Source organism: Paenibacillus glycanilyticus NBRC 16618 (assembly GCF_004000805.1).
Classification (GTDB): domain Bacteria; phylum Bacillota; class Bacilli; order Paenibacillales; family Paenibacillaceae; genus Pristimantibacillus; species Pristimantibacillus glycanilyticus.
In genome coordinates, this window is record NZ_BILY01000056.1 from 1 (window position 1) to 19,432 (window position 19,432).

The 19,432-nt window shown below is 53.0% G+C and carries 16 protein-coding genes; 6 read left to right on the forward strand and 10 right to left on the reverse strand.

Annotated elements, in window-relative coordinates:
* The coding region (locus tag PGL01S_RS28480; protein ID WP_164775619.1) for a hypothetical protein at positions 1-504 on the reverse strand (504 nt) is incomplete at its 3' end.
* Between the two features lie 49 nt (positions 505-553).
* Positions 554-1,582 carry a heme uptake protein IsdC gene (gene isdC / locus PGL01S_RS28485; protein WP_127498732.1) on the reverse strand — a complete coding sequence of 343 codons (1,029 nt, stop codon included), beginning with the start codon at positions 1,580-1,582 and terminating at the stop codon, positions 554-556.
* Between the two features lie 495 nt (positions 1,583-2,077).
* Between isdC and PGL01S_RS28490 the strand changes: the two genes are divergently transcribed.
* From PGL01S_RS28490 to isdG, 3 genes are read left to right on the forward strand one after another with little or no spacing between them, the layout of a single operon-like run.
* A complete protein-coding gene (locus tag PGL01S_RS28490) occupies positions 2,078-3,016 on the forward strand; it encodes an ABC transporter substrate-binding protein (RefSeq protein ID WP_127498734.1) in 939 nt (312 codons plus the stop codon).
* An 11-nt stretch (positions 3,017-3,027) separates the two neighbouring features.
* Positions 3,028-4,026 carry a FecCD family ABC transporter permease gene (locus PGL01S_RS28495; RefSeq protein WP_127498736.1) on the forward strand — a complete coding sequence of 333 codons (999 nt, stop codon included), beginning with the start codon at positions 3,028-3,030 and terminating at the stop codon, positions 4,024-4,026.
* Positions 4,023-5,156, forward strand: a complete 1,134-nt coding sequence (isdG, locus tag PGL01S_RS31515) for a heme oxygenase (protein ID WP_127498738.1) — start codon at positions 4,023-4,025, stop codon at positions 5,154-5,156. Before PGL01S_RS28495 ends, isdG begins: the two co-directional genes overlap by 4 nt.
* Positions 5,157-5,568: 412 nt before the next feature.
* Here the strand turns inward: isdG and galU are convergent, their stop codons facing one another.
* Genes galU through PGL01S_RS28515 form a run of 3 tightly spaced genes read right to left on the reverse strand, consistent with a single transcriptional unit; the run spans position 5,569 to position 8,527 of the window.
* A complete protein-coding gene (gene galU, locus PGL01S_RS28505; RefSeq protein ID WP_127498740.1) occupies positions 5,569-6,453 on the reverse strand; it encodes a UTP--glucose-1-phosphate uridylyltransferase GalU in 885 nt (294 codons plus the stop codon).
* 20 nt (positions 6,454-6,473) lie between these two features.
* Positions 6,474-7,856, reverse strand: a complete 1,383-nt coding sequence (locus tag PGL01S_RS28510) for a HAMP domain-containing sensor histidine kinase (RefSeq protein WP_127498742.1) — start codon at positions 7,854-7,856, stop codon at positions 6,474-6,476.
* Positions 7,853-8,527, reverse strand: a complete 675-nt coding sequence (locus PGL01S_RS28515) for a response regulator transcription factor (RefSeq protein ID WP_127498745.1) — start codon at positions 8,525-8,527, stop codon at positions 7,853-7,855. Before PGL01S_RS28515 ends, PGL01S_RS28510 begins: the two co-directional genes overlap by 4 nt.
* Positions 8,528-8,679: 152 nt before the next feature.
* Between PGL01S_RS28515 and trxB the strand changes: the two genes are divergently transcribed.
* Positions 8,680-9,621, forward strand: a complete 942-nt coding sequence (trxB, locus tag PGL01S_RS28520; protein ID WP_116394066.1) for a thioredoxin-disulfide reductase — start codon at positions 8,680-8,682, stop codon at positions 9,619-9,621.
* 183 nt (positions 9,622-9,804) lie between these two features.
* A complete protein-coding gene (locus PGL01S_RS28525) occupies positions 9,805-11,565 on the forward strand; it encodes an alpha-glycosidase (RefSeq protein WP_127498747.1) in 1,761 nt (586 codons plus the stop codon).
* 53 nt (positions 11,566-11,618) lie between these two features.
* Here the strand turns inward: PGL01S_RS28525 and dgoD are convergent, their stop codons facing one another.
* The 5 genes from dgoD to PGL01S_RS28550 form a co-directional block, all read right to left on the reverse strand.
* Positions 11,619-12,752 carry a galactonate dehydratase gene (gene dgoD / locus PGL01S_RS28530; RefSeq protein WP_127498749.1) on the reverse strand — a complete coding sequence of 378 codons (1,134 nt, stop codon included), beginning with the start codon at positions 12,750-12,752 and terminating at the stop codon, positions 11,619-11,621.
* A gap of 40 nt (positions 12,753-12,792) precedes the next feature.
* Positions 12,793-13,569 (reverse strand): SDR family NAD(P)-dependent oxidoreductase, encoded by a 777-nt coding sequence (locus PGL01S_RS28535; RefSeq protein WP_164775620.1) that lies wholly within the window; start codon positions 13,567-13,569, stop codon positions 12,793-12,795.
* Positions 13,570-13,578: 9 nt separating this feature from the next.
* Positions 13,579-14,907 (reverse strand): carbohydrate ABC transporter permease, encoded by a 1,329-nt coding sequence (locus tag PGL01S_RS28540; protein WP_127498754.1) that lies wholly within the window; start codon positions 14,905-14,907, stop codon positions 13,579-13,581.
* A 41-nt stretch (positions 14,908-14,948) separates the two neighbouring features.
* Positions 14,949-15,857 (reverse strand): carbohydrate ABC transporter permease, encoded by a 909-nt coding sequence (locus tag PGL01S_RS28545; protein ID WP_127498756.1) that lies wholly within the window; start codon positions 15,855-15,857, stop codon positions 14,949-14,951.
* Between the two features lie 93 nt (positions 15,858-15,950).
* Positions 15,951-17,408 carry a sugar ABC transporter substrate-binding protein gene (locus PGL01S_RS28550; protein WP_127498758.1) on the reverse strand — a complete coding sequence of 486 codons (1,458 nt, stop codon included), beginning with the start codon at positions 17,406-17,408 and terminating at the stop codon, positions 15,951-15,953.
* Positions 17,409-17,614: 206 nt separating this feature from the next.
* Here PGL01S_RS28550 and PGL01S_RS28555 point away from each other — a divergent pair, with 206 nt between their 5' ends.
* Entirely contained in the window at positions 17,615-19,420 is a 1,806-nt protein-coding gene (locus tag PGL01S_RS28555; RefSeq protein WP_127498760.1) for a cache domain-containing sensor histidine kinase, read from the forward strand.
* The last annotated feature ends 12 nt before the right edge of the window (positions 19,421-19,432 follow it).

Consider the following 19,432-nt stretch of genomic DNA (forward strand, 5'->3'; position numbering starts at 1 on the left):
AGCAAGCTTCGCTTTCAGAGCCGCTCTTGTTTCAGCCTTCGCATCCTGATTGATAATAATATACATAGGGTGGTTGCCTTGCTGCGGGCCAGCTTGATAGGTGATCTTGCCAACGATTGGATCGGTAAAGCTTGCAATCGCATAATCATAGACATGACCGATAACGGCATTTTCCGCATTGTAAATCGAAGATACCTCGATAGGCGTAACGCCATCGATGACAAGCTGCAGATTGATGCCGGCGCTCAAAACGCTTACGCGCAAATACTTTTGGCCATCAACCTCATACGTTTTGGCGTCGTAATAATTGGTTCCAACCGTTGCATCGTAAGAAACGGTTTTATCCGAAAGTTTTACGTAATTTAGAGTAACATCGGTAAGCTGTACATCCTCAGCCGCATAAGCAGCTTTAGAAAAACCTGAAAATAAGGCCAGAACTAATGCGATAATCATCATTATGGATATCTTTTGTTTTGTTTTCTTTTGCAGAACACTCTCCAACATTTCCGACAACCTCTCCTTATGTAAAAATGAATAAGTTCAAAAACCTTTTTTATGGTCTGGTCGAACGCTTGCGCCGTTGGACGATGAACATCACTGCCCCGGCTATAATAACGCCAGCCAGAATATATATGCCTTTCAAATTCCGGCCGTTGTCGCCTGCCGGCTGCAAAGCTTCCTCTGCCAGCGGGGCGGAAGCCGTTACTGCATCGGCATCGTCCGCGATTCCCGCGGCTGTTGCGTCATCGCTGCCCGGCTCGCTCGCTTCCGCTGCCCCCGGTTCCTCCGCCCCGGCTGAATCTGCTGGCGTGCTTGGAGACTCGCTCGCCTCCGGACTAATCACGTCGGCTGCCGGTGCTGCTGACGGCTCCTGAGCAGCGGAAGCGCCAACCGCTTCCGGGCTTCCTTTACCGTCGCCGGAACCGGTAGCCACTGCGCCGCTTGCCCCCTTCTCCTCCGTGGAGGCTGGCTTCACCGTTGAAGCCGGGGAAAGCGACTGCTCCTTGCTGCCGGATGGCTTTGCCGTGCCGGTGCTTGTGCCCTTATCTGCTGCCTGCGTTTCCTTCGGTATTTCCTTCGGCGTCTCCGTCGGTTTTTCCGCAGGCTTCTCCGCCGCTTTAATCAACTTGAAGCTGTTCGCATCAAAAGAGAAGCGGATCGTGTATTTATGGTCGTATCCGATATCCTCAACCGTCACGTGGATCTTGGCGGAAATAGGCTTCGAGAGATCATCCGCCCGGAACTCAACCGTTCTTTTGTCCGCGGCTTCATCCGTGCCCACCACTTTCACGGCGGAGTAGGATCCGCTTCCTGACGGAACGCTGAACTCTTTCACCCACTTGCTGTGATTAATGGTCATCCGAACCGTCTTGGCGCTGCCAGCAATCGTGACGGTCGCTGGCTTCTCCCAATAATCGTTGGCAATCGATGCGGAATCATCCTCGGCTCTGAGCACCACGTAATCGGCCGAGTAGCTTCCGGCTTCCAATGAGGCTGCGGCGGCTGCGTAAGCTGGAATACAGGCGATGATGACCAATAACGAGAGGATCCACGCGCCCATTCTCCCTATTATTCTTTTCACTGAAACCTCCAAAATTATTTTACTTAATTACATTTATTTACTTTAAAATAATGGATACAAGAAAAAATAATTATATAAAAAATTAAGGCATTACTTTATTGATTATCATTCTCAATAAAGATCAAAAAAAATAGGGATCTACACCCTCCTTCCTAACTGATAATAAAAGTTGGGGCTATAAGCAACCCTAATCCTTGTATAATAAGGATTCCGGGCATGAAGAAGTACATCGGGCGCATAAAACACCCGTATCGTTCTCCCTCGCATGCCAGACCTCATGTAAACTCAATGAGAAAATTATCACAGTTTAATTGAGAACGTCAACCATAAATATGAAATTCAGTTCATTTATTTTTATTTTTTATCACTGAAAATTTTTATCTAAAAAATTCCTGAAAAACTATTGACGTTTTAAGTGAGAATGAATATCATTATTGTCAAACTGAGAATCGTTCTTGATTACTTGGCCATTTTTACCCATAAAGGAGGGCAATCATGCGTAATCGCTTATCGCTATTAGCAGCCACTGTAGCCATTATCGTTATAAGCTGTTGCGCTTGCGGCAATACATCGTCGCCCGCTGAAGCAGGCAGTAAAATCGCGATCAAGGACTTCACCGGAAGAAGCCTAAGCTTTAACCATGTCCCGGAACGAATTGTTGCGCTTGGCAACGGTGAAGCCGATATTATCTACACGCTTGGCGGCAACCTGGTTGGTCGCCCTACCTCCGAGCTACCTCAAAGTCTGGAAGCCTTAAGCGAGGTGAAGCAGATCGGGACCGCGCATGAGGTCGATCTCGAGAAAATTACGCTGCTGCATCCGGATATTGTGCTTGGCAACAGTCCAATGAACACGAAGGATATCCCGACCATCGAGAGCATCGGCTCCAAGATGCTGCTTACGAGCGCTAATTCCGTGGAGGAAATTACGTTGCAAATCGAATTGTTCGGCAAGCTTCTTCAACAAGAGGACCGGGCAAGCGAGCTCGTGGACCAAATCAACGGCCAGCTCGCCGAGTATAAGGCAGCCGTTGCGGCAAACAGCCCTAAAGTGCTGCTCGTCTACGGAGCTCCCGGGACGTTTATGGCCGCCCTTCCGTCTTCGCTTGGCGGCAACATTCTTGAACTCGCCGGAGGCGTAAACATCGCTGCTGACTATCCCCGCCTGCAAAGCTACCCGCAATACGCGCAGCTTAGCAATGAACGGATCGTACAGGCGAATCCGCAATACATATTTATCATGACGCATGGGAATGCGGAGCAGGTAAAGGAAAGCTTCTTGAAGGAAATGGCGGACAACGCGGCTTGGAACCATGTAGACGCGGTAAAGCAAGGTCATGTCGAGATTCTTCCCAATGATCTGTTCGGCACCAATCCGGGAACCAGGGTCATGGAAGCTTTGACACTCATGCGCAATCAATTGTCCGCAAGCTGAAAGGGAAAATCATGAATATCAAGCAACGTACCAAACGCCGAAAACTCGTTCTCTCCTTCGCGCCTGTTCTCGTTATCGCAAGCCTGCTGCTAGGCCTTATGGCGGGCTCCGTGCCTGTCGCGCTTGAAGACATTTGGCATGCCTTAACGACCCGGGGCAACTCTCCGCAGGATACGATCGTCTTCGATCTCCGGCTGCCCCGCGTACTGATCGGATTATTAACCGGCGCTTGTCTTGCCGCGTCCGGCGCTATCCTGCAGGGCGTCATGCGAAATCCGCTTGCCGATCCCGGCGTGATCGGCGTATCCTCCGGCGCTGGCCTGGCAGCCGTTATCACGATGGTTCTGCTGCCGCAGTTCAGCTATCTCTTGCCGGCGGCAGCATTCCTTGGCGCCTTACTATCGTCGGTTATCATCTACACGCTGTCATGGGATAAAGGCGCTTCCCCGGGCAAAATCGTACTCGCCGGCATTGCCTTAAACGCGTTGATCGGCGCTGTCATGAACGGCGTGATGGTCATGTACAGCGACCGCATTCAAGCCGTGCTGCCTTGGCTGTCCGGCGGACTTAACGGCAGAAGCTGGCATCATCTCTCCTTCATGCTGCCTTATGCGGCGGCAGGTCTTCTATTGTCCTTCCGGGCCATCAAGCCCGTCAATCTGCTTATGCTCGGGGATGATTCCGCCAAGCTGCTTGGACAAAAGGTAGAAACGCAGCGCATGCTACTTATTCTTCTCGCCTCCCTGCTGGCGGGAACGGCCGTCAGCGTTGCCGGGCTGATCGGCTTTGTTGGCCTGATTGTCCCGCATGCGATAAGACTGATGATCGGCGACGATTACCGCTACCTGATGCCGGCATCCATTCTTGGCGGCGCTGCGCTTGTCGCGCTGGCGGATACGGCCGCCCGGACGGTGTTCGATCCCGTCGAACTGCCCGTCGGCATTTTGCTGGCTTGCCTTGGGGCACCGTTTTTCTTATATCTGCTTAGGAAAAGGAGCAATTGGCGATGACAGCAGCAGAGACAATAGGACTGACGCTGGAGCGGGGCATGTTCAAGCTTTCGAACGTCAATGCCATCATTCCGAAGGGGAAAATAACCGCTATCGTGGGACCAAACGGTTCCGGCAAATCCACCCTTCTCTCTCTTATTACCGGACTGTCTCCTCCCGACGAGGGCAGCATTACGATATTAGGCAAGCCTGCCGAGCATTACTCCAGGGCGGATTTCGCCAAGGCGGTCTCCATGCTCCCGCAGTCCAAGGAGTTTATGCCCAATGTCACGGTCCGGGAATTAATCGAATACGGCCGGTCTCCTCACCGATCCATGTTCTCGCGGAAGCTCTCCAAGGAAGATCACGACGTGATCGAATGGGCGATGCGCCTGATGAGAATCAGACGGCATGACGACCGCATGTTTGCCACCCTCTCCGGAGGGGAGCAGCAGAAAGCCCGGATCGCCATGGCGCTCGCCCAGAAGACCGGCCTGCTTCTGCTGGACGAACCAACGACTTATCTCGATATCGCGCATCAGCTCGAAGTGCTTGAAGCGCTTGTCAGTCTTAACCGTCAGCAGCAGACAACGATTGTTATGGTGCTGCATGACCTGCAGCAGGCTGCCGCTTATTGCGATCATCTGATTGCGATGAAGGACGGCGAGATTCATTCGGCCGGCGAGCCTAAGACCGTATTATCTAAAGGATTCATGAGAGAAGTGTATGAACTGGAGGCAAAGGTCAGCTTCGACGGCCATTACCCCATTATTATTCCGGTTCGAAAACAAAACGAGGAGGAACAAACGATGATTATTGTAACGAACACATCGCAGATCGTAAAAGGCAGCGGTGACAAGCTTGTTGAGCGTTTTGACCGGATTGGCAAGGTTGAGCAGATGGAGGGCTTCCTCGGACTCGAGGTATTGTGGACGCAAAATCTGAAAGAGTATGACGAGGTAGCCGTTGTTACCCGCTGGACATCCAAGGACGCTTTCCAGGCGTGGACCAAAAGCGAAGCGTTCCGCGAATCGCATAAACACCGCAACATCCCGGACTATATTCTCGATAATAAAATTACGTTCCAGGAAGTAAAAATCAGACGCAATCCGATTACGGAAACGGCGTTGGATGAGACGGCAGCGCAGTAAATAAATGAAAGATCCGGCAAAGCTCTCGGTTTGAGGGCTTTGTTTTTTTTGCGACAAAAATTCACGTTGCACTGGAAAATATACAGTATAATTGCCCGGTAATACGTTTTTGTCTTCGTACATTGGATTTCATGCAGTACAAATGAGCTTTAGAAGCCAGTTTCCTCTCTCTAAGCGCTCTACGTTGGAGGAATTCCACTATAGAACATGCGAAGTAGCTTAAATGGCTAATTTTAATGGAGCAAATCCAATGTAGGCAAAATCGCCTCAAGCGGGGAGGCCAAAAGCGCTCTTCCCGACACAAGCTTTGGCTCAAATCAGGCCGTTAATTAGGCAAAGTTATCTTAGTATTAATAAAAAAACGCCGCCGCGCAGAGGCTTCCCCCTTCACAGCAGCGTGCTTTTCTATTCATCAGTCGAGGCGCTCGCGCAAATATTTGCGCACTTCCTCCGACAGATCCTCCCGCTCCAGCGCGAAATCAATCGTTGCTTTCACGAAGCCCAGCTTATCGCCCACGTCATGGCGTTTGCCCGTGAACCGATGCGCCAGAATCGGAGCGAAATGATTCAGCTGCTGAAGGCTGTCCGTCAGCTGAATTTCTCCTGCCTTGCCGGGCCTAGCATGCTCCAGCATCTCGAAGATTGCCGGGTCCAGCACATACCGCCCGACAACCGCCCAATTGGATGGCGCCTGCCCCGGCGCAGGCTTTTCGATCAGGTCAAGAATGCGGTTATGGGAAGGGTCGGCATTATCAAAAGCGGCAATGCCGTATTTATGCGTCTGATTCCAAGGCACCTCCATCAAGGCGACAACCGAGGAGCCCGTCTCCTCGTACTGATGGATCATCTGCTGCAGGCATGGCGGCTCGGAACGAAGGATATCATCGCCAAGCAGCACCGCAAACGGCTCATCCCCGATAAAACGCCGCGCGCACAAAACGGCATGTCCAAGCCCAAGCGGCTCCTTCTGGCGGACGTAATAGATATCGGCCAGGTGCGAGATGTCGCGGACAATGGCGAGCATCTCTTCGTTGCCGCGTTCCTCGAGTTCCTTCTCCAGCTCGTAAGACTTGTCGAAATGATCCTCGATCGCCCGCTTATGCCGCCCGCTGACGATAATGATGCTGTCGATGCCGGACTGCACCGCTTCTTCCACAATATATTGAATAGCCGGCTTATCGATAATCGGAAGCATTTCCTTCGGCTGCGCCTTGGTTGCGGGCAGGAAGCGCGTACCTAGTCCCCCTGCGGGAATAATGGCTTTGCGTACCTGCTGCCTCTTCTTCTCATGAAACATGGCCGTCACCCTTTCTTGTTTCACATTGGCGGGTCGGGATTGAGCGGCAGCCGGACGACAAATACCGCCCCTTGCTCCGCATCCTCGATCTCGATCATTCCGCCATGAATATCGATAATCTTCTTCACAATAGATAAGCCAAGCCCGCTTCCGCCCTCGGAACGGTCCCTCGACGGATCGATTTTGTAAAACCGTTCGAATACCCGGTCCCGTTCCTCCTCCGGTATTCCGCTGCCCGTATCGGAGATCCGGACGACGGCATAGCCGTTTTTCTCCGAGAGCTGGAACGAGATTTTCCCTTCCTCGGGCGTAAATTTAATGCTGTTGGCAAGCAGGTTGATCCATACCTGGCTCAATTGATCCTCGTCGGCTTTAATCACGGTCTCTTCCATTAATAGCTCTACCGTCAGCCGCTTCGCAAGCCAGGTCGGCTCGCAGGACAAAACGACGTCGCGAAGCTGCCTGTCCAGCCGGTAGGTGACCGGCTTGTACGGATGATGCTCGGAATCGAGTGACGCCAGCTTCAGCAGATTTTCGCTTAACCTGGATAGACGGCTGCTCTCCTGCTTAATAATACCAACATAACGATTCCGGTCCCCTTCCGTCAAATCCTCGCTTCGCAGCGCTTCGGCAAAACCGCCGATCGAGGTGAGCGGCGATTGGATTTCATGCGATACGTTGGATACGAAATCGCGCCGCATCGTCTCCAGCTGTGACAAGCTATGCGCCATCTTGTTAATGCTGTCCGCAAGCTCCCCCAGCTCGTTCTTATGCGACATCGGAAGCTGTACGCCAAAGTCGCCTTTGGCTATACGGGTGGTGGCGGCCGTCATCATTTTGAGCGGCTTCACCAGATAACGGGCGGCGAACAGAATCAGGATACAGCCGACGACCAGCAGCGTAATCAGAATGGTGAACGTATTCCGCTGGAAGCTTCGGACCTGCCGGACATGATCCGGAGTAATAAACACAGCCCATTCCGTATTGCCGAATTGAGCCAGGCGGCCGTATGCCGGAGGCGAAGGCGGCCCGCTCTGATGCTCGTCCGCGAAGTTTACCCGTTCCGTTTTGCCTCCAAAAATGTTCTCGACCGTCTTGTAAGTCAAATGGTTCACGATCGCCCGGCTTGTCCGCCCGACTTGAATAACAAGCCCGTTCCGGTTGACCGCAACGATCGACATCTCCTGAAGGCTTGAGACCTGCTCGAGGAACATCGGCAAGGACCGCGGAGACGAATCGTTGTACAACCGCTCCAGCCGGGTAATCATCATTTCCTCCAGGCCGTTCTGCCCCTGCAGATCCCGCTTGAACAGCTGGTTCGCCGTATAGTAGGCAATACTAATACTTACTAATACGATGACCAGAAAAGTCACCGCTATTCTTACATACAAGCTGCGGATCATGCCCGCTCCTCCAATCGATAGCCAAGGCCGCGGATCGTCACGATGCGGAAGCCAAAATCCTCCTCCGGAAACCGCTCGCGAAGACGCTTAATATGTACATCAACCGTGCGCTCGTCCCCTTCGTAGTTCATCCCCCACAGCTGCTCGATCAGATGCTCCCTCGTGAAGGTTTTGCCCGGATAGCTTGCCAGCTTGAAGAGCAGCTCGAATTCCTTCGGCGGCAGCAGAATCTTCTCGCCGTTCGCGGCAAGATGGAAATCCGAGCGGTTCATCGACAGCCCGCCCAGCTCCACTACCTGCGAGGAAGCAATGCGGTAACGCTTGAGCAGCGCCTTGACCCTGACGATCAGCTCCGGCGGATCAAAGGGCTTCACCACGTAATCATCGGCGCCAAGCTCAAAGCCTTTTACCTTATGAGCCGTCTCGCCCTTGGCCGTCAGCATCAAGAGCGGCATGTCGAACGACTCGCGCAAAGCCGAGCATAAAGCCCAGCCGTCCATTTTTGGCATCATCACGTCAATCACCGCGAGATCGGGCTTAACCGCCTCCAAGCGGGTTAAAGCGTCTTCCCCGTTGATCGCTTCAATCACTTCATAACCTTCTCTGCGCAAAAACAAGCTGACCAGCTCTCTTATATTGGGATCGTCGTCCACGACGAGTATTTTCGGCATAATGGAGCACCTCCTGTACACTATCTTTCTACAATAATACATCTAGATGAAAATAAGATGAACTGTGTTGACAAAGTTTACAGATTGTAATAATTTTAAACTAGAAATTGCGACATATACCAACAACATATAGATGAGTGGAGGAATTCTTCATGTACAAAACAGTCATTATCGGTACCGGCCCTGCCGGATTAACGGCGGCGATCTATCTGGCGCGCGCAAATATGGAGCCTCTCGTTATCGAAGGCTGGCAGCCAGGCGGTCAGTTGACGACTACAACGGAAATCGAGAACTTCCCGGGCTTCCCTGAAGGCATTCTCGGCAGCGAATTGATGTCCAACATGCGCAAGCAAGCGCAGCGTTTCGGCGCATCCTTCCGCAACGGCTCCGTAAAAAGCGTCGACTTCAGCAAACGTCCTTATACGCTTGACGTTGAAGGCATCGGCGAGATTCAAGCCGAATCCGTCATTATCTCGACAGGCGCTTCCGCGAAATACCTCGGCATTCCGGGCGAGCAAGAAAACATCGGACGCGGCGTCAGCACTTGCGCAACTTGCGACGGCTTCTTCTTCCGCAACAAAAAGCTGATCATCGTTGGCGGCGGCGACTCCGCTATGGAAGAAGCGGTGTTCCTGACTCGCTTTGCATCCGAAGTAACGGTTGTTAACCGTCGCGATGAGCTCCGCGCTTCGAAAATCATGCAGGACCGCGCACGCGCGAACGAAAAAATCAGCTGGAACCTGAACAAAACTCCGCTTGAGATCGTTCCCGGCGAAATGGGCCTGAAAGGTCTGAAAGTACGCAACAACGCAACCGGCGAAGAAGAATTCGTGGAAGCGGACGGCGTGTTTATCACGATCGGCCATACGCCTAACACGAAATTCCTCGGCGGCCAAATCGACACCGACGAGCAAGGCTACATCATCGTGAAGCCTGGTACTTCGGAGACTAACATTCCTGGGGTATTCGCATGCGGCGACGTACAAGACCGTCAATACCGTCAAGCGATCACGGCGGCAGGCAGCGGCTGTATGGCAGCTCTGGATGCGGAACGCTTCCTGGAAGCGCAAAGCCATGACGCGGTGCATGCTTAAGATTTTATAAATTCAGGATTGCTTGTGGCTCGTTCGGACGGTTCATAGTATAATGGGGAAGTTCGAACGACAATTTAAAGGCAATGCTACCTATAAAGGTACAACCTCGCTGATTTTTATAATTAGCAGGTTGTGCCTTTTTCTGTTTTCTACCCATTATCCGATTGGAGTGATCTTACCCTTATGCTGCTGGAAGCGATCTATCACAGGCCGAAGCAAAACTGGGCTTACGCTTATAACCATACCACCCTGCATATCCGGATCCGCACGAAAAAGAACGATGCCCGGAGCGTGGAGCTCATTGCGGGAGATAAATACAACTGGGCCGGAACGTTTACCGTTGCCCAGATGAGCGTGCTCTCCTCGGATGCGCTTTTTGATTACTGGGAAGCTTCCATAGAGCCTCCCTTCCGCCGGCTTCGTTATGCGTTTCGCCTGACCGGTGCCAATGCCGACGACGAGACGGTCTATATGACGGAAAGCGGCTTCCCGGCCGAGCTGCCGGATAATCCGAATACGTTTTTCGACTTCCCATATATTAATCCGGTGGATGTGTTCTCTCCTCCGGCATGGGTGAAGGACGCGGTGTTTTATCAGATCTTCCCGGAACGCTTTGCAAACGGCGATCCTTCGTTGAACCCGGAGCTAACGGAAGCCTGGGGCGGCACGCCAAGGCCAACGAACTTCTTCGGCGGAGACCTGCAAGGCGTGCTGGACCATCTGGATTATCTGGCCGAGCTTGGCATTAACGCGGTCTACTTCACCCCGCTCTTTGAAGCCACAACCAACCATAAATACGATACCGAAAACTATATGCAGGTGGACCGTCATTTTGGCACAAACGAGAAGCTGAAGGAGCTGGTCGAGGAATGTCATAAGCGCGGAATCCGGGTGCTGCTGGATGCGGTATTTAACCATGCAGGCCGTACGTTCCCTCCTTTTGTGGATCTGCTGAAAAACGGCGAGAAATCCGTCTATGCGAACTGGTTCCATGTGCGGGAATGGCCGCTTCGGGTGGAGGACGGCATCCCTACTTACGAGACGTTTGCCTTCGAGCCGATGATGCCTAAGCTGAATACGGAAAATCCGGATGTGAAGGCCTACTTATTCAATGTGGCGCGCTATTGGATCGAGAAGATCGGAATCGACGGCTGGCGGCTTGACGTGGCCAACGAGGTGGATCACCAGTTCTGGCGGGAGTTCCGCCAAGCGGTGAAATCCGTAAATCCCGATGCGTATATCCTCGGCGAGATCTGGCACGACGCGATGATGTGGCTGGAGGGCGACCAGTTCGACGCGGTGATGAACTATCCGTTTACGAACGCGGTGCTCGACTTCTTCGGGCATCAGACGATGGGGGCGAAGGCTTTCGCCGATGCGATCGGCAAGCAGCTGGCCGCTTATCCGCAGCAGGTGACGGAAACGGCGTTTAACCTGCTGGACAGCCATGATACGCCGCGTCTTCTGACGATTTGCGGCGATGAAGTCGACTCGATGAAGCTGGCGGCTTTGTTCCAGCTGACCTATCCGGGCACGCCGTGCATTTATTACGGCGATGAAGTGGGCATGAACGGCGAGGGCGATCCCGACTGCCGGAAATGCATGATGTGGGAGCCGGAGCAGCAGGATCAGGAGCTGCTCGCTTTCTATAAGCAGGCGCTTGCGCTTCGGCGCAAGCACGCCGCGCTGCGCAGCGCGGACATCCGCTTCCTTCAGGCAGCGGATGGCGAAGACGGCGGCGTTATCGTGTACGAACGCCGCGAAGGGGACGAGCGCATCCTCGTCGCGATGAATGCGCGAGGACGCGAGGCGGTTGCCGCCGTGCCAGCCGGCGGCAGCTGGGTGTCGCTGCTCGGCGATGAGCAGCGGCTTAAGCCGTCAGCCGGGAAGCTGCAGCTGCGGCTCCCGGGGTACGGCTACGGCATTTGGAAGCAGCTTATATAAGCGGAAAGACGGACACAGCATGAAGCTGTGTCCGTCTTTTTGTGTTTAGCCTATTACCATTCCGCGAACGAACCGTCGTCATAAGCCAGACGCGGCGTATCCCAGTCGCCTCCGAAGCTGCGTTCGATCAGCGCTTCTTCGTTTATTTCAATGCCAAGTCCCGGTCCCTCCGGGATGGCGACATGGCCGTCGATGACTTCGAACGGCTTGCTTAAGTAGCCTTCGCCCAGATCCCACTTCTCCGCCATCGAAGGATGCTCCTGAATGAGGAAGTTCGGCGTGCAGGCATCAAGCTGCAAGCAAGAGGCGAGCGAGATCGGCCCAAGCGGATTATGCGGGGCGACCGAAGCATAGTAGGTTTCCGCCATGGCGGCGATTTTGCGGCCTTCGAAGATGCCGCCGGCATGGCACAGGTCGGGCTGCACGATCGCCACGGCGCCTTTCTCGAGCGCCTCGCGGAAGCCCCAGCGCGTGAACAGGCGCTCGCCGGTTGCAATCGGAATACTCGTCGATTCGGCGACGCGCAGCAGCTGATCCACGTTTTCCGGCAGGCATGGCTCCTCGATAAACATCGGATAATAAGGCTCCAGCGCGGCAGCCAGACGAATCGCCATCGCCGGGCTGACGCGTCCGTGGAAGTCGATGGCGATATCAACGCTGCTGCCAACCGCCTCCCGCGCTGCCGCAAACTTGTTCACTTGGCTCTCCACGAAGGCAAGCGAATCCACGTTGCGGACAGGCGCGTCAACTCCTGTCTTAATGGCCTGGAAGCCGGCTGCCACTCTCAGCTTGGCGTTCGCGGCAAATTCCTCCGGCGTTGCGCCGCCGCAATGGCTGTACATGCGGATCTTGTCGCGGACGCGCCCGCCCAGCATTTCATAAACGGGCATGTTATGGAACTTACCCTTAATATCCCAAAGCGCCTGCTCAATGCCGCTTATCGCGCTGACGAGAACCGGGCCGCCGCGGTAGAACGTGCCGCGGTACATGATTTGCCAATGATGCTCGATGCGCAGCGGATCTTCGCCGATCAGATAGCGCTTCAGCTCTTCGATAGCCGTCGCAACCGTCAATGCGCGACCCTCTACGATTGGCTCGCCCCACCCGGCGATCCCTTCATCGGTCTCAATCTTCAGGAACAGCCAGCGCGGCTTGACATGGTAGAGCTTCATATCGGTTATTTTCACGATCAGGACTCCTTTATTTGTTGAACTCGGCTGCTGCCGGTTAGCCGTTGTTTCCTTTCTCCGCCCATACCGGGAGAAGAGCACCGCCATCCATGTAAAGCGTTGTTCCCGTGACGTAGCCCGCGCTGTCCGAAGAAAGGAATACGGCAGCCGCCCCAACCTCCTCCGGCGTGCAGAACCGCCCCATCGGAATGCGGGAAGAAATATCCGCGATGGCCTTCTGTACGCGTTCATCGCCTTCGGTCCAGCTGTTTCTCGTGTAGCCCGGGGCGATTCCGATGACCCGAATGCCGTGAGGCGCGAGATCCAGCGCCATATTTTTGGCCAGCTTGTTCACGCCGGCCTTCGCCGCCGCGTACACCGTCGAATTCAACCAATTGCCTTCCGCATGATTCGAGCTGATATGGATAATGACGCCGCGCGTGCCCTGTTTGACCATCAGGCGCGCCGCATGCTGCGAACAGAAATATAGACCGCGCAAATCGGTATTGATGACCTCTTCGAACAGCTCCGGAGGCGTATCCAGGAACGGCTTCATCCGCGTGATGCCCGAGTTGTTCACAAGCACGTCGAGCCGGCCGAATCGGCTCTCCACCTGTTCGATCAACATCGCGATCTGGTCCAGATCGGCGATGTTCGCTTGGACCGCTTCCGCCCTCACGCCATATTCCAGCAGCTGCCGGACAACTTCCTGCGCCTGCTCGGCGCTTTTATTGTAATTGACGCACACATCGTAACCGGCTTTTGCAAACTCATGCGCGATCCCTTTGCCGATCCCTCGTCCCGAACCCGTTACTAAAGCGACTTTTCGTTCCAATTCGATCCCCTACCCTTTCAGTCCCGTGAAAGAAACGCCTTTCTCAATCAGCTTCTGACAGGACGTAATAATGATCATAAGCGGTATCGTAGCGATGACGAGACTTGACATAATGACGTTGGAGCCAAGGCTTCGCCGCTGCTGGAAGTCGTTCAGCGCAACCGTAAAGGTCCAGACGTTTTGCGTTCTCGCAACAACAAGCGGCCACAGAAATTCGTTCCATACCGCGATAAACGTCATGACCGCAACAACCGTAAAAATTGGCGCCGACATCGGCACAACAATGCGATAAAAGATCTTCATCTCGCTTGCGCCGTCAATCCGGCCCGCCTGCAGAAGCTCGCCCGGCAGCTGCTCGAAGAAGCCTTTGAACAGGAAGATTACAATTCCCCAGGCGGTATGCGGCAAAATAATCCCCCACAAGGTGTTGACCAGATGCAGCTTATCCATCGTCAGATAGAGCGGTACGAGTATCGCAATCTCGGGAATCATGATGGTCGCAACGAAGAAAAGCGTCAGCCAGCCGCTGATGGTACCTCGCATGAGATGCGCCAGCGCATAGCCAGCCGTGCCGCCGATGATAAGCTGTAGGATAATCGTTGCGCCTGTGACAAAGACGCTGTTCAGCAAGAAGTGAGGAAAGCCGTATGATGCGGCAGTCGATTTGCTGTCCGAACTGCCGGTCATTTCCCACAGCACGATGTAGTTGTCGAACAATCGCTTCCAGTCGCTTATTTCATCGATGGTCAACACCTTGCCTTTGACCACTTTTGACTCGGACAGCCATTTGAGCGCATTGGCCGCCTGCTGCGGCAGCTCCGAGGGGATCGCCGTTTCGCCGCCGTACTTGCCGCCTTCCTCCATATAGTCAAAGGTCGTCAGCTTGCGGTCCCGAATTTTCTGCAGCTTGTTCTTCATCGTGGCATGGGTGGCGACCATCGTAGGGACGATCTCGGAGCGTCCCACCGTAAACTTGTAGGAAGGCATGGAGGCTTTGTAGACAACTACGCCGTCCTTCACGCCTGTTATCTTCATCGCGCCAACCGCTTCATTTTGCATGCGTTTCCAGGTAAACCAGATCGCTTCCATCGCATCCAGCTCGTAATCTTCCTTCTTCAGATCCGTGCCGTCGTAATTAAGGGTCACGCTGACTGATTTCGGCACCTCCGGAACCCAGGTCGGCGGAAACTTGTAGATGGTAATGTTGTCCTTCATCGATGAGCTGACCATCCAGAACAGCGGCACGATGGAGGCCAGGATAAAAAATATAGCAACCGAATAAGAGACGATTTTTACCGACAATGAACCCTTCTCCTTGATGCGTCCGCGTCCAGCCATGAGATGCTCCTTCCTGCTTAGCCAAATTTCTTAAGGGGCAATTAATCCTTGTTCGACAATTTGATTTGCAAATAGGTAATGACTGCAATAATGACAAACATGACAAACGAAATCGAACCCGCCACGCCGAACCGGAACTCTTTAAACGAGCTGTTAAAAACAAGCATGGAGAGCGTCTTCGTGCTGCTGGCCGGGCCGCCGCCGGTCATAATATACATCGGGTCGAAGGTTAAGAACACGCCGCAAATAAACGAAATAAATTGAATGCCGATAACGAATTTGAGGCTTGGGAACACGATGGAGCGCATTCGGCGCCATGGTCCGGCACCGTCGATTTTGGCCGCTTCGATATTCTCGCTCGGAATGCCCTGCAGCGCGGAATAGTAGATCAGCATCCCCATTCCCGTTGCGAATACGCCCGGCAGGACGATCGACCACTTCGCCATGGAAGGATCATTCAGCCAGCCGTAAGGGCCAAGTCCGATAAAATGGAGCAGATAGTTCAACAAGCCGTAATCCGGATTGTAAAGCCATTTCCACAGCAGGTAGCCGGCAACCGCGGGCACCGCCGTCGGCAGCAAATACAAGGACCTTAACGTTTTGCTCGCGAACTTGATCTCGTTAAGCAGCACCGCCTGTACAATCGGCACCCAAAACGTGAGAATGAAGTAGATAAAGAAGAACGCAAAGGTATTTCGGAATGCATTCCAGAACTCGGTGGAATGGATTAAATACTTATAGTTATCCAGCCAGACGAATTTGCCCGGCGGGTTGATGACTTTGTAATCGAAGAAGCTCATGTACACGGCTTGAAGAAGCGGATAATACTTGAACAACAGGAAACAGACAATGGCAGGAGATACGAAAGCGATTGCTGTCCAGGAGATCTTAATCCGGGGTCTGACCCGCGCTTGCACCTGAGGCTTCCGGCCTTCTATGGCTGCTTTCAACGTTTGACGCCTCCTTTCCAAATGGCAGGCGGAGCAGCTTGCGGCGTTTGCGCTTTACGCCCGCTAATCAACTCCGCCTTCCTTCAAGTCGTTTTATTTCTTCACGGATGCGTTATACGCGTCTACCACTTCTTTTTGCGCGGCATCCTGAGCTTCCTGGAGCAGCTGCTTCGGATTGGATTTCTCGTCCGTAAGCGCCTTTTGAACCGCTTTAACGACGTACGGAGTCAAGCGTTCCTTCAGGAAATATTCCAGATGCGTATCGGAAGCCGCTTTGTTCACGGCCGCTACAAGCTCAGGCGAAATGTCTTGGGCGAATTGGGATGGATCAACGTCGGAGCGAACGGACAGCAGGTTCGGGAAAATTCCGTTGTCCTGCTGGAACTGAAGGTATTTCTCGGCGACCTCTTTGGAGTTCAAGTACATGATGTATTGCCAAGCCGCGTCTTGCTTCTCTTTGGTCGTCTTTGGATTAATGATCCAGTAAGCGCCGCCGATTTGTCCCGGACCTTTGCCGCTTGGGCCTACCGGATAAGGCGCAAAACCAACGTCGTTCAAGTCCATTCCTTGCGCGACATAGTCGCCGAATCCGCCGGACGCTGCGTTCGACATCGCCGCGCGGCCTTGGAAAATATCGTTCATGTTATCCTGATAGCTCTGGAGCACGTTGTTTTGCACGATTTTATCCTTCCACTTCAGATCTTTATAAAATTGCAGCGCGGTTACGGAAGGCTCTTCCGTAAAGGCCAATTGCACCGTACCGTCCGGATTGACATGCGTCAGGTCGCCGCCCGCCTGCCATACGTAGTACTCAAACCACCAGTCCGCCCACTCCATGCCCAGCAGAGTAATGCCGTACTGCTTCTTGGCCGGATCCGCCAGCTTCTTGCCGAATTCAACAAGCTGATCCCAGTTCGCCGGAGGGGTATCGCGGTCAAGCCCCGCTGCTTCGAACATCTTCTTGTTCCAGAACAAGCCCGTTACGTACATATCGTGCGGAACGCCGTACACTTTGCCGTCAATGGTGCCCGCTTCCATCGAGGATGGGATGAATTTATCTTTGTCCGCGTAGCTGTCCCAATACGGAGTCAAGTCAAGCGCAAGACCTTGGCCTACCCAGTCCGCGATAATCGGAAAGTGAGCCGAATGGTAAGCATCGGGGCCATTGCCGCCCGCCATCGCCGTTACGAATACTTCACGGTCGTTTGTGCCCTGCGGCATCAATTCGTGCTTTACTTTAATGTTGGGATGCTGCACTTCGAAATCCGCGTAAACCTCTTCTTTGATGGATTTCATCGTGTCGTCCGGATTCGGCTGATCCCATACCGTAATTTCGACTGTGCCGCCGTTTGAAGCCGTATTATCCGCCGTCGCTTCCGCGTTATCAGACCCGTTGTTTGCCGCCGCGTTCGTGCTCGAAGAGTCATTAGTCGCTTCAGAAACGTTTGTCACGTTGCTGCTATTTCCTCCACTGCAAGCTGATACCATTAGCATTAAGACAAGAGCAATTGCCAGACTGGACCACGTTCTAAACCGCTGCTTCTTCTTCAATCGAACGCCCCCTCAAATGGTTATCGGATTTACAAATTCAGTATAGGACTTAAATGATAGCGCTTTCTATGCAATATCTTAACCTCCTATTAGGAATATTTTAAGCAACTTTGGAATCAGGACTCTCCTAGAAACAGGAAAATAGTCAAAGCTATCGAATACCTTCTGAGTAAGCGGTTACAGATGCGTTGGGAGGTAGCTTGAACATGTGGTCTCGTTTCCTCAACCTGAACATGCAGTTCCGCAATAAGATGATTCTCTCTTTCTTTATCGTCATCGGCCTTACCGCAATCATTATGGGCTACTCCTACTATCGCATGATGAGCCGCGAGCTCGAAGCCTCCACGCTGCAAGGGCTGGAGAGGATGACCACGCAATCGGTCGATACGCTGGATCTTCATTTCAAGACGGCCTCCAATATCGGCTACAGCTATTTCAGCGATACTTCGCTGCAGAAGTTTCTCGATGGTCCTCCCAATACCGACAATGAACAATATTACCGGAACCGGATTATCTCTAATAAGCTGCAAAATCCTCTCATTTCGTTCATTTCCATCACCCGCCTGGACGGCCAGCAAATTTCGAGCTACTACTATTACAATCGAAACGTCAAATCCCTTCTGGATGAAGAGCAGGCGCACCTGTTCGATAAAGCGCTCCGAATGGACGGCACCCCCTTCTGGACCGTCTCGCATACAACCATAAGCACAACCGTCACGCCCGTCAAAACGGTCAGCTATATTCAGCTGCTCAAACGCATTACGATGAATGAACAGCACCCGATCGGGTACATCAAGATCGATATCGACCCCGGCGTGCTGGATAAAATTTTCCCGGAACCGCAAAAAAGCGACGCCAGCAAGTACTATATCGCGGACCGCTCCGGCCATATTATTTTCGCGCAGAACAAGGAAGACATCGGCAAGTCCATTGCGGGAAGCCCCTTGTTCGCGGCTTACAAGAAGGCGCCAAGATCAAGCGACTACGTAAACTTCCGCTACGAAAACCGGAACAAAACCTATATCGGCTTCTATGAACGGCTGGATGCCGGCGACTGGATTGTGATCGGCAACATTCCGCTGGATCAAGTGCTAAGTAAGGTAAACTCCTTCCGCCATACGCTAATCGTGATCGCCATGATCAGCTTTCTTGCCGCCATGCTCATCGCTTCGCTGATTGCCGCGGGCGTTACCCGTCCGCTGAAAGAGCTCAACAAAAAGATGAAGCAGGTGGAAATGGGCGATTTCGGGGCTACCATCGAGGTAAAAGGCAAAGACGAGCTGTCTACCATCCAGCATAGCTTCAACAAAATGACCGCCGAGATCAGTTCGTTAATCTCCAAAGTATACGAGACGGAGCTGTTGAAAAAGGAAGCGGAGATTAAGGCGCTTCAGACGCAGATCAACCCTCATTTTCTCTACAATACGTTAAGCACGATCGACAGCATTTCATCGGTTGACGGGGACGAACGGGTCTCTTTTATATGCATCGCGCTCGGAAGCATGCTCCGCTATAATTTGAACGGCGGCAGTCTCGCCACCGTTCAGGAGGAAATTACGCATCTGAATCAATATTTATCCATCTACCAAATTCGGTTTGCCAATGTGTTTGCTTACGAGATTGAAGTGGAGCCCGGTATGGAGGATCTCATTTTGCCGAAGTTTCTCATTCAGCCTTTAGTCGAGAATGCCATCATTCACGGCCTGGAACAAAAGGTCGGGAACAAGAAGGTGCGCATCACGCTTGGCAGCGTAGACGATTCCTTCTTGAAAATCATCATAGAGGATAACGGGGTTGGCATGGACCCTGCCATGATCGAGCTTTTTCACCGCAAATTGAATAACCCGAACGCGATCGTGTCCAGGCAGACCTCTTCCAGGACGATGATTGGACTAGCGAACGTATTCAAACGGATTCAATTGTATTACGAAAGCGATCCGAGGGTTGAAATCTACAGCCAGCCGGGCGCAGGCACCAAAATTTATTTCGAGCTGCCGAAGCGGACGGCATAAGGGGATGATCGG

Coding starts and splice junctions, on each gene's coding strand:
- PGL01S_RS28490 (WP_127498734.1), top strand. CDS start 2,078: ATGCGTAATCGCTTATCGCTATTAGCAGCCACTGTAGCCATTATCGTT.
- PGL01S_RS28495 (WP_127498736.1), top strand. CDS start 3,028: ATGAATATCAAGCAACGTACCAAACGCCGAAAACTCGTTCTCTCCTTC.
- isdG (WP_127498738.1), top strand. CDS start 4,023: ATGACAGCAGCAGAGACAATAGGACTGACGCTGGAGCGGGGCATGTTC.
- galU (WP_127498740.1), bottom strand. CDS start 6,453: ATGTTTCATGAGAAGAAGAGGCAGCAGGTACGCAAAGCCATTATTCCC.
- PGL01S_RS28510 (WP_127498742.1), bottom strand. CDS start 7,856: ATGATCCGCAGCTTGTATGTAAGAATAGCGGTGACTTTTCTGGTCATC.
- PGL01S_RS28515 (WP_127498745.1), bottom strand. CDS start 8,527: ATGCCGAAAATACTCGTCGTGGACGACGATCCCAATATAAGAGAGCTG.
- trxB (WP_116394066.1), top strand. CDS start 8,680: ATGTACAAAACAGTCATTATCGGTACCGGCCCTGCCGGATTAACGGCG.
- PGL01S_RS28525 (WP_127498747.1), top strand. CDS start 9,805: ATGCTGCTGGAAGCGATCTATCACAGGCCGAAGCAAAACTGGGCTTAC.
- PGL01S_RS28540 (WP_127498754.1), bottom strand. CDS start 14,907: ATGGCTGGACGCGGACGCATCAAGGAGAAGGGTTCATTGTCGGTAAAA.
- PGL01S_RS28555 (WP_127498760.1), top strand. CDS start 17,615: ATGTGGTCTCGTTTCCTCAACCTGAACATGCAGTTCCGCAATAAGATG.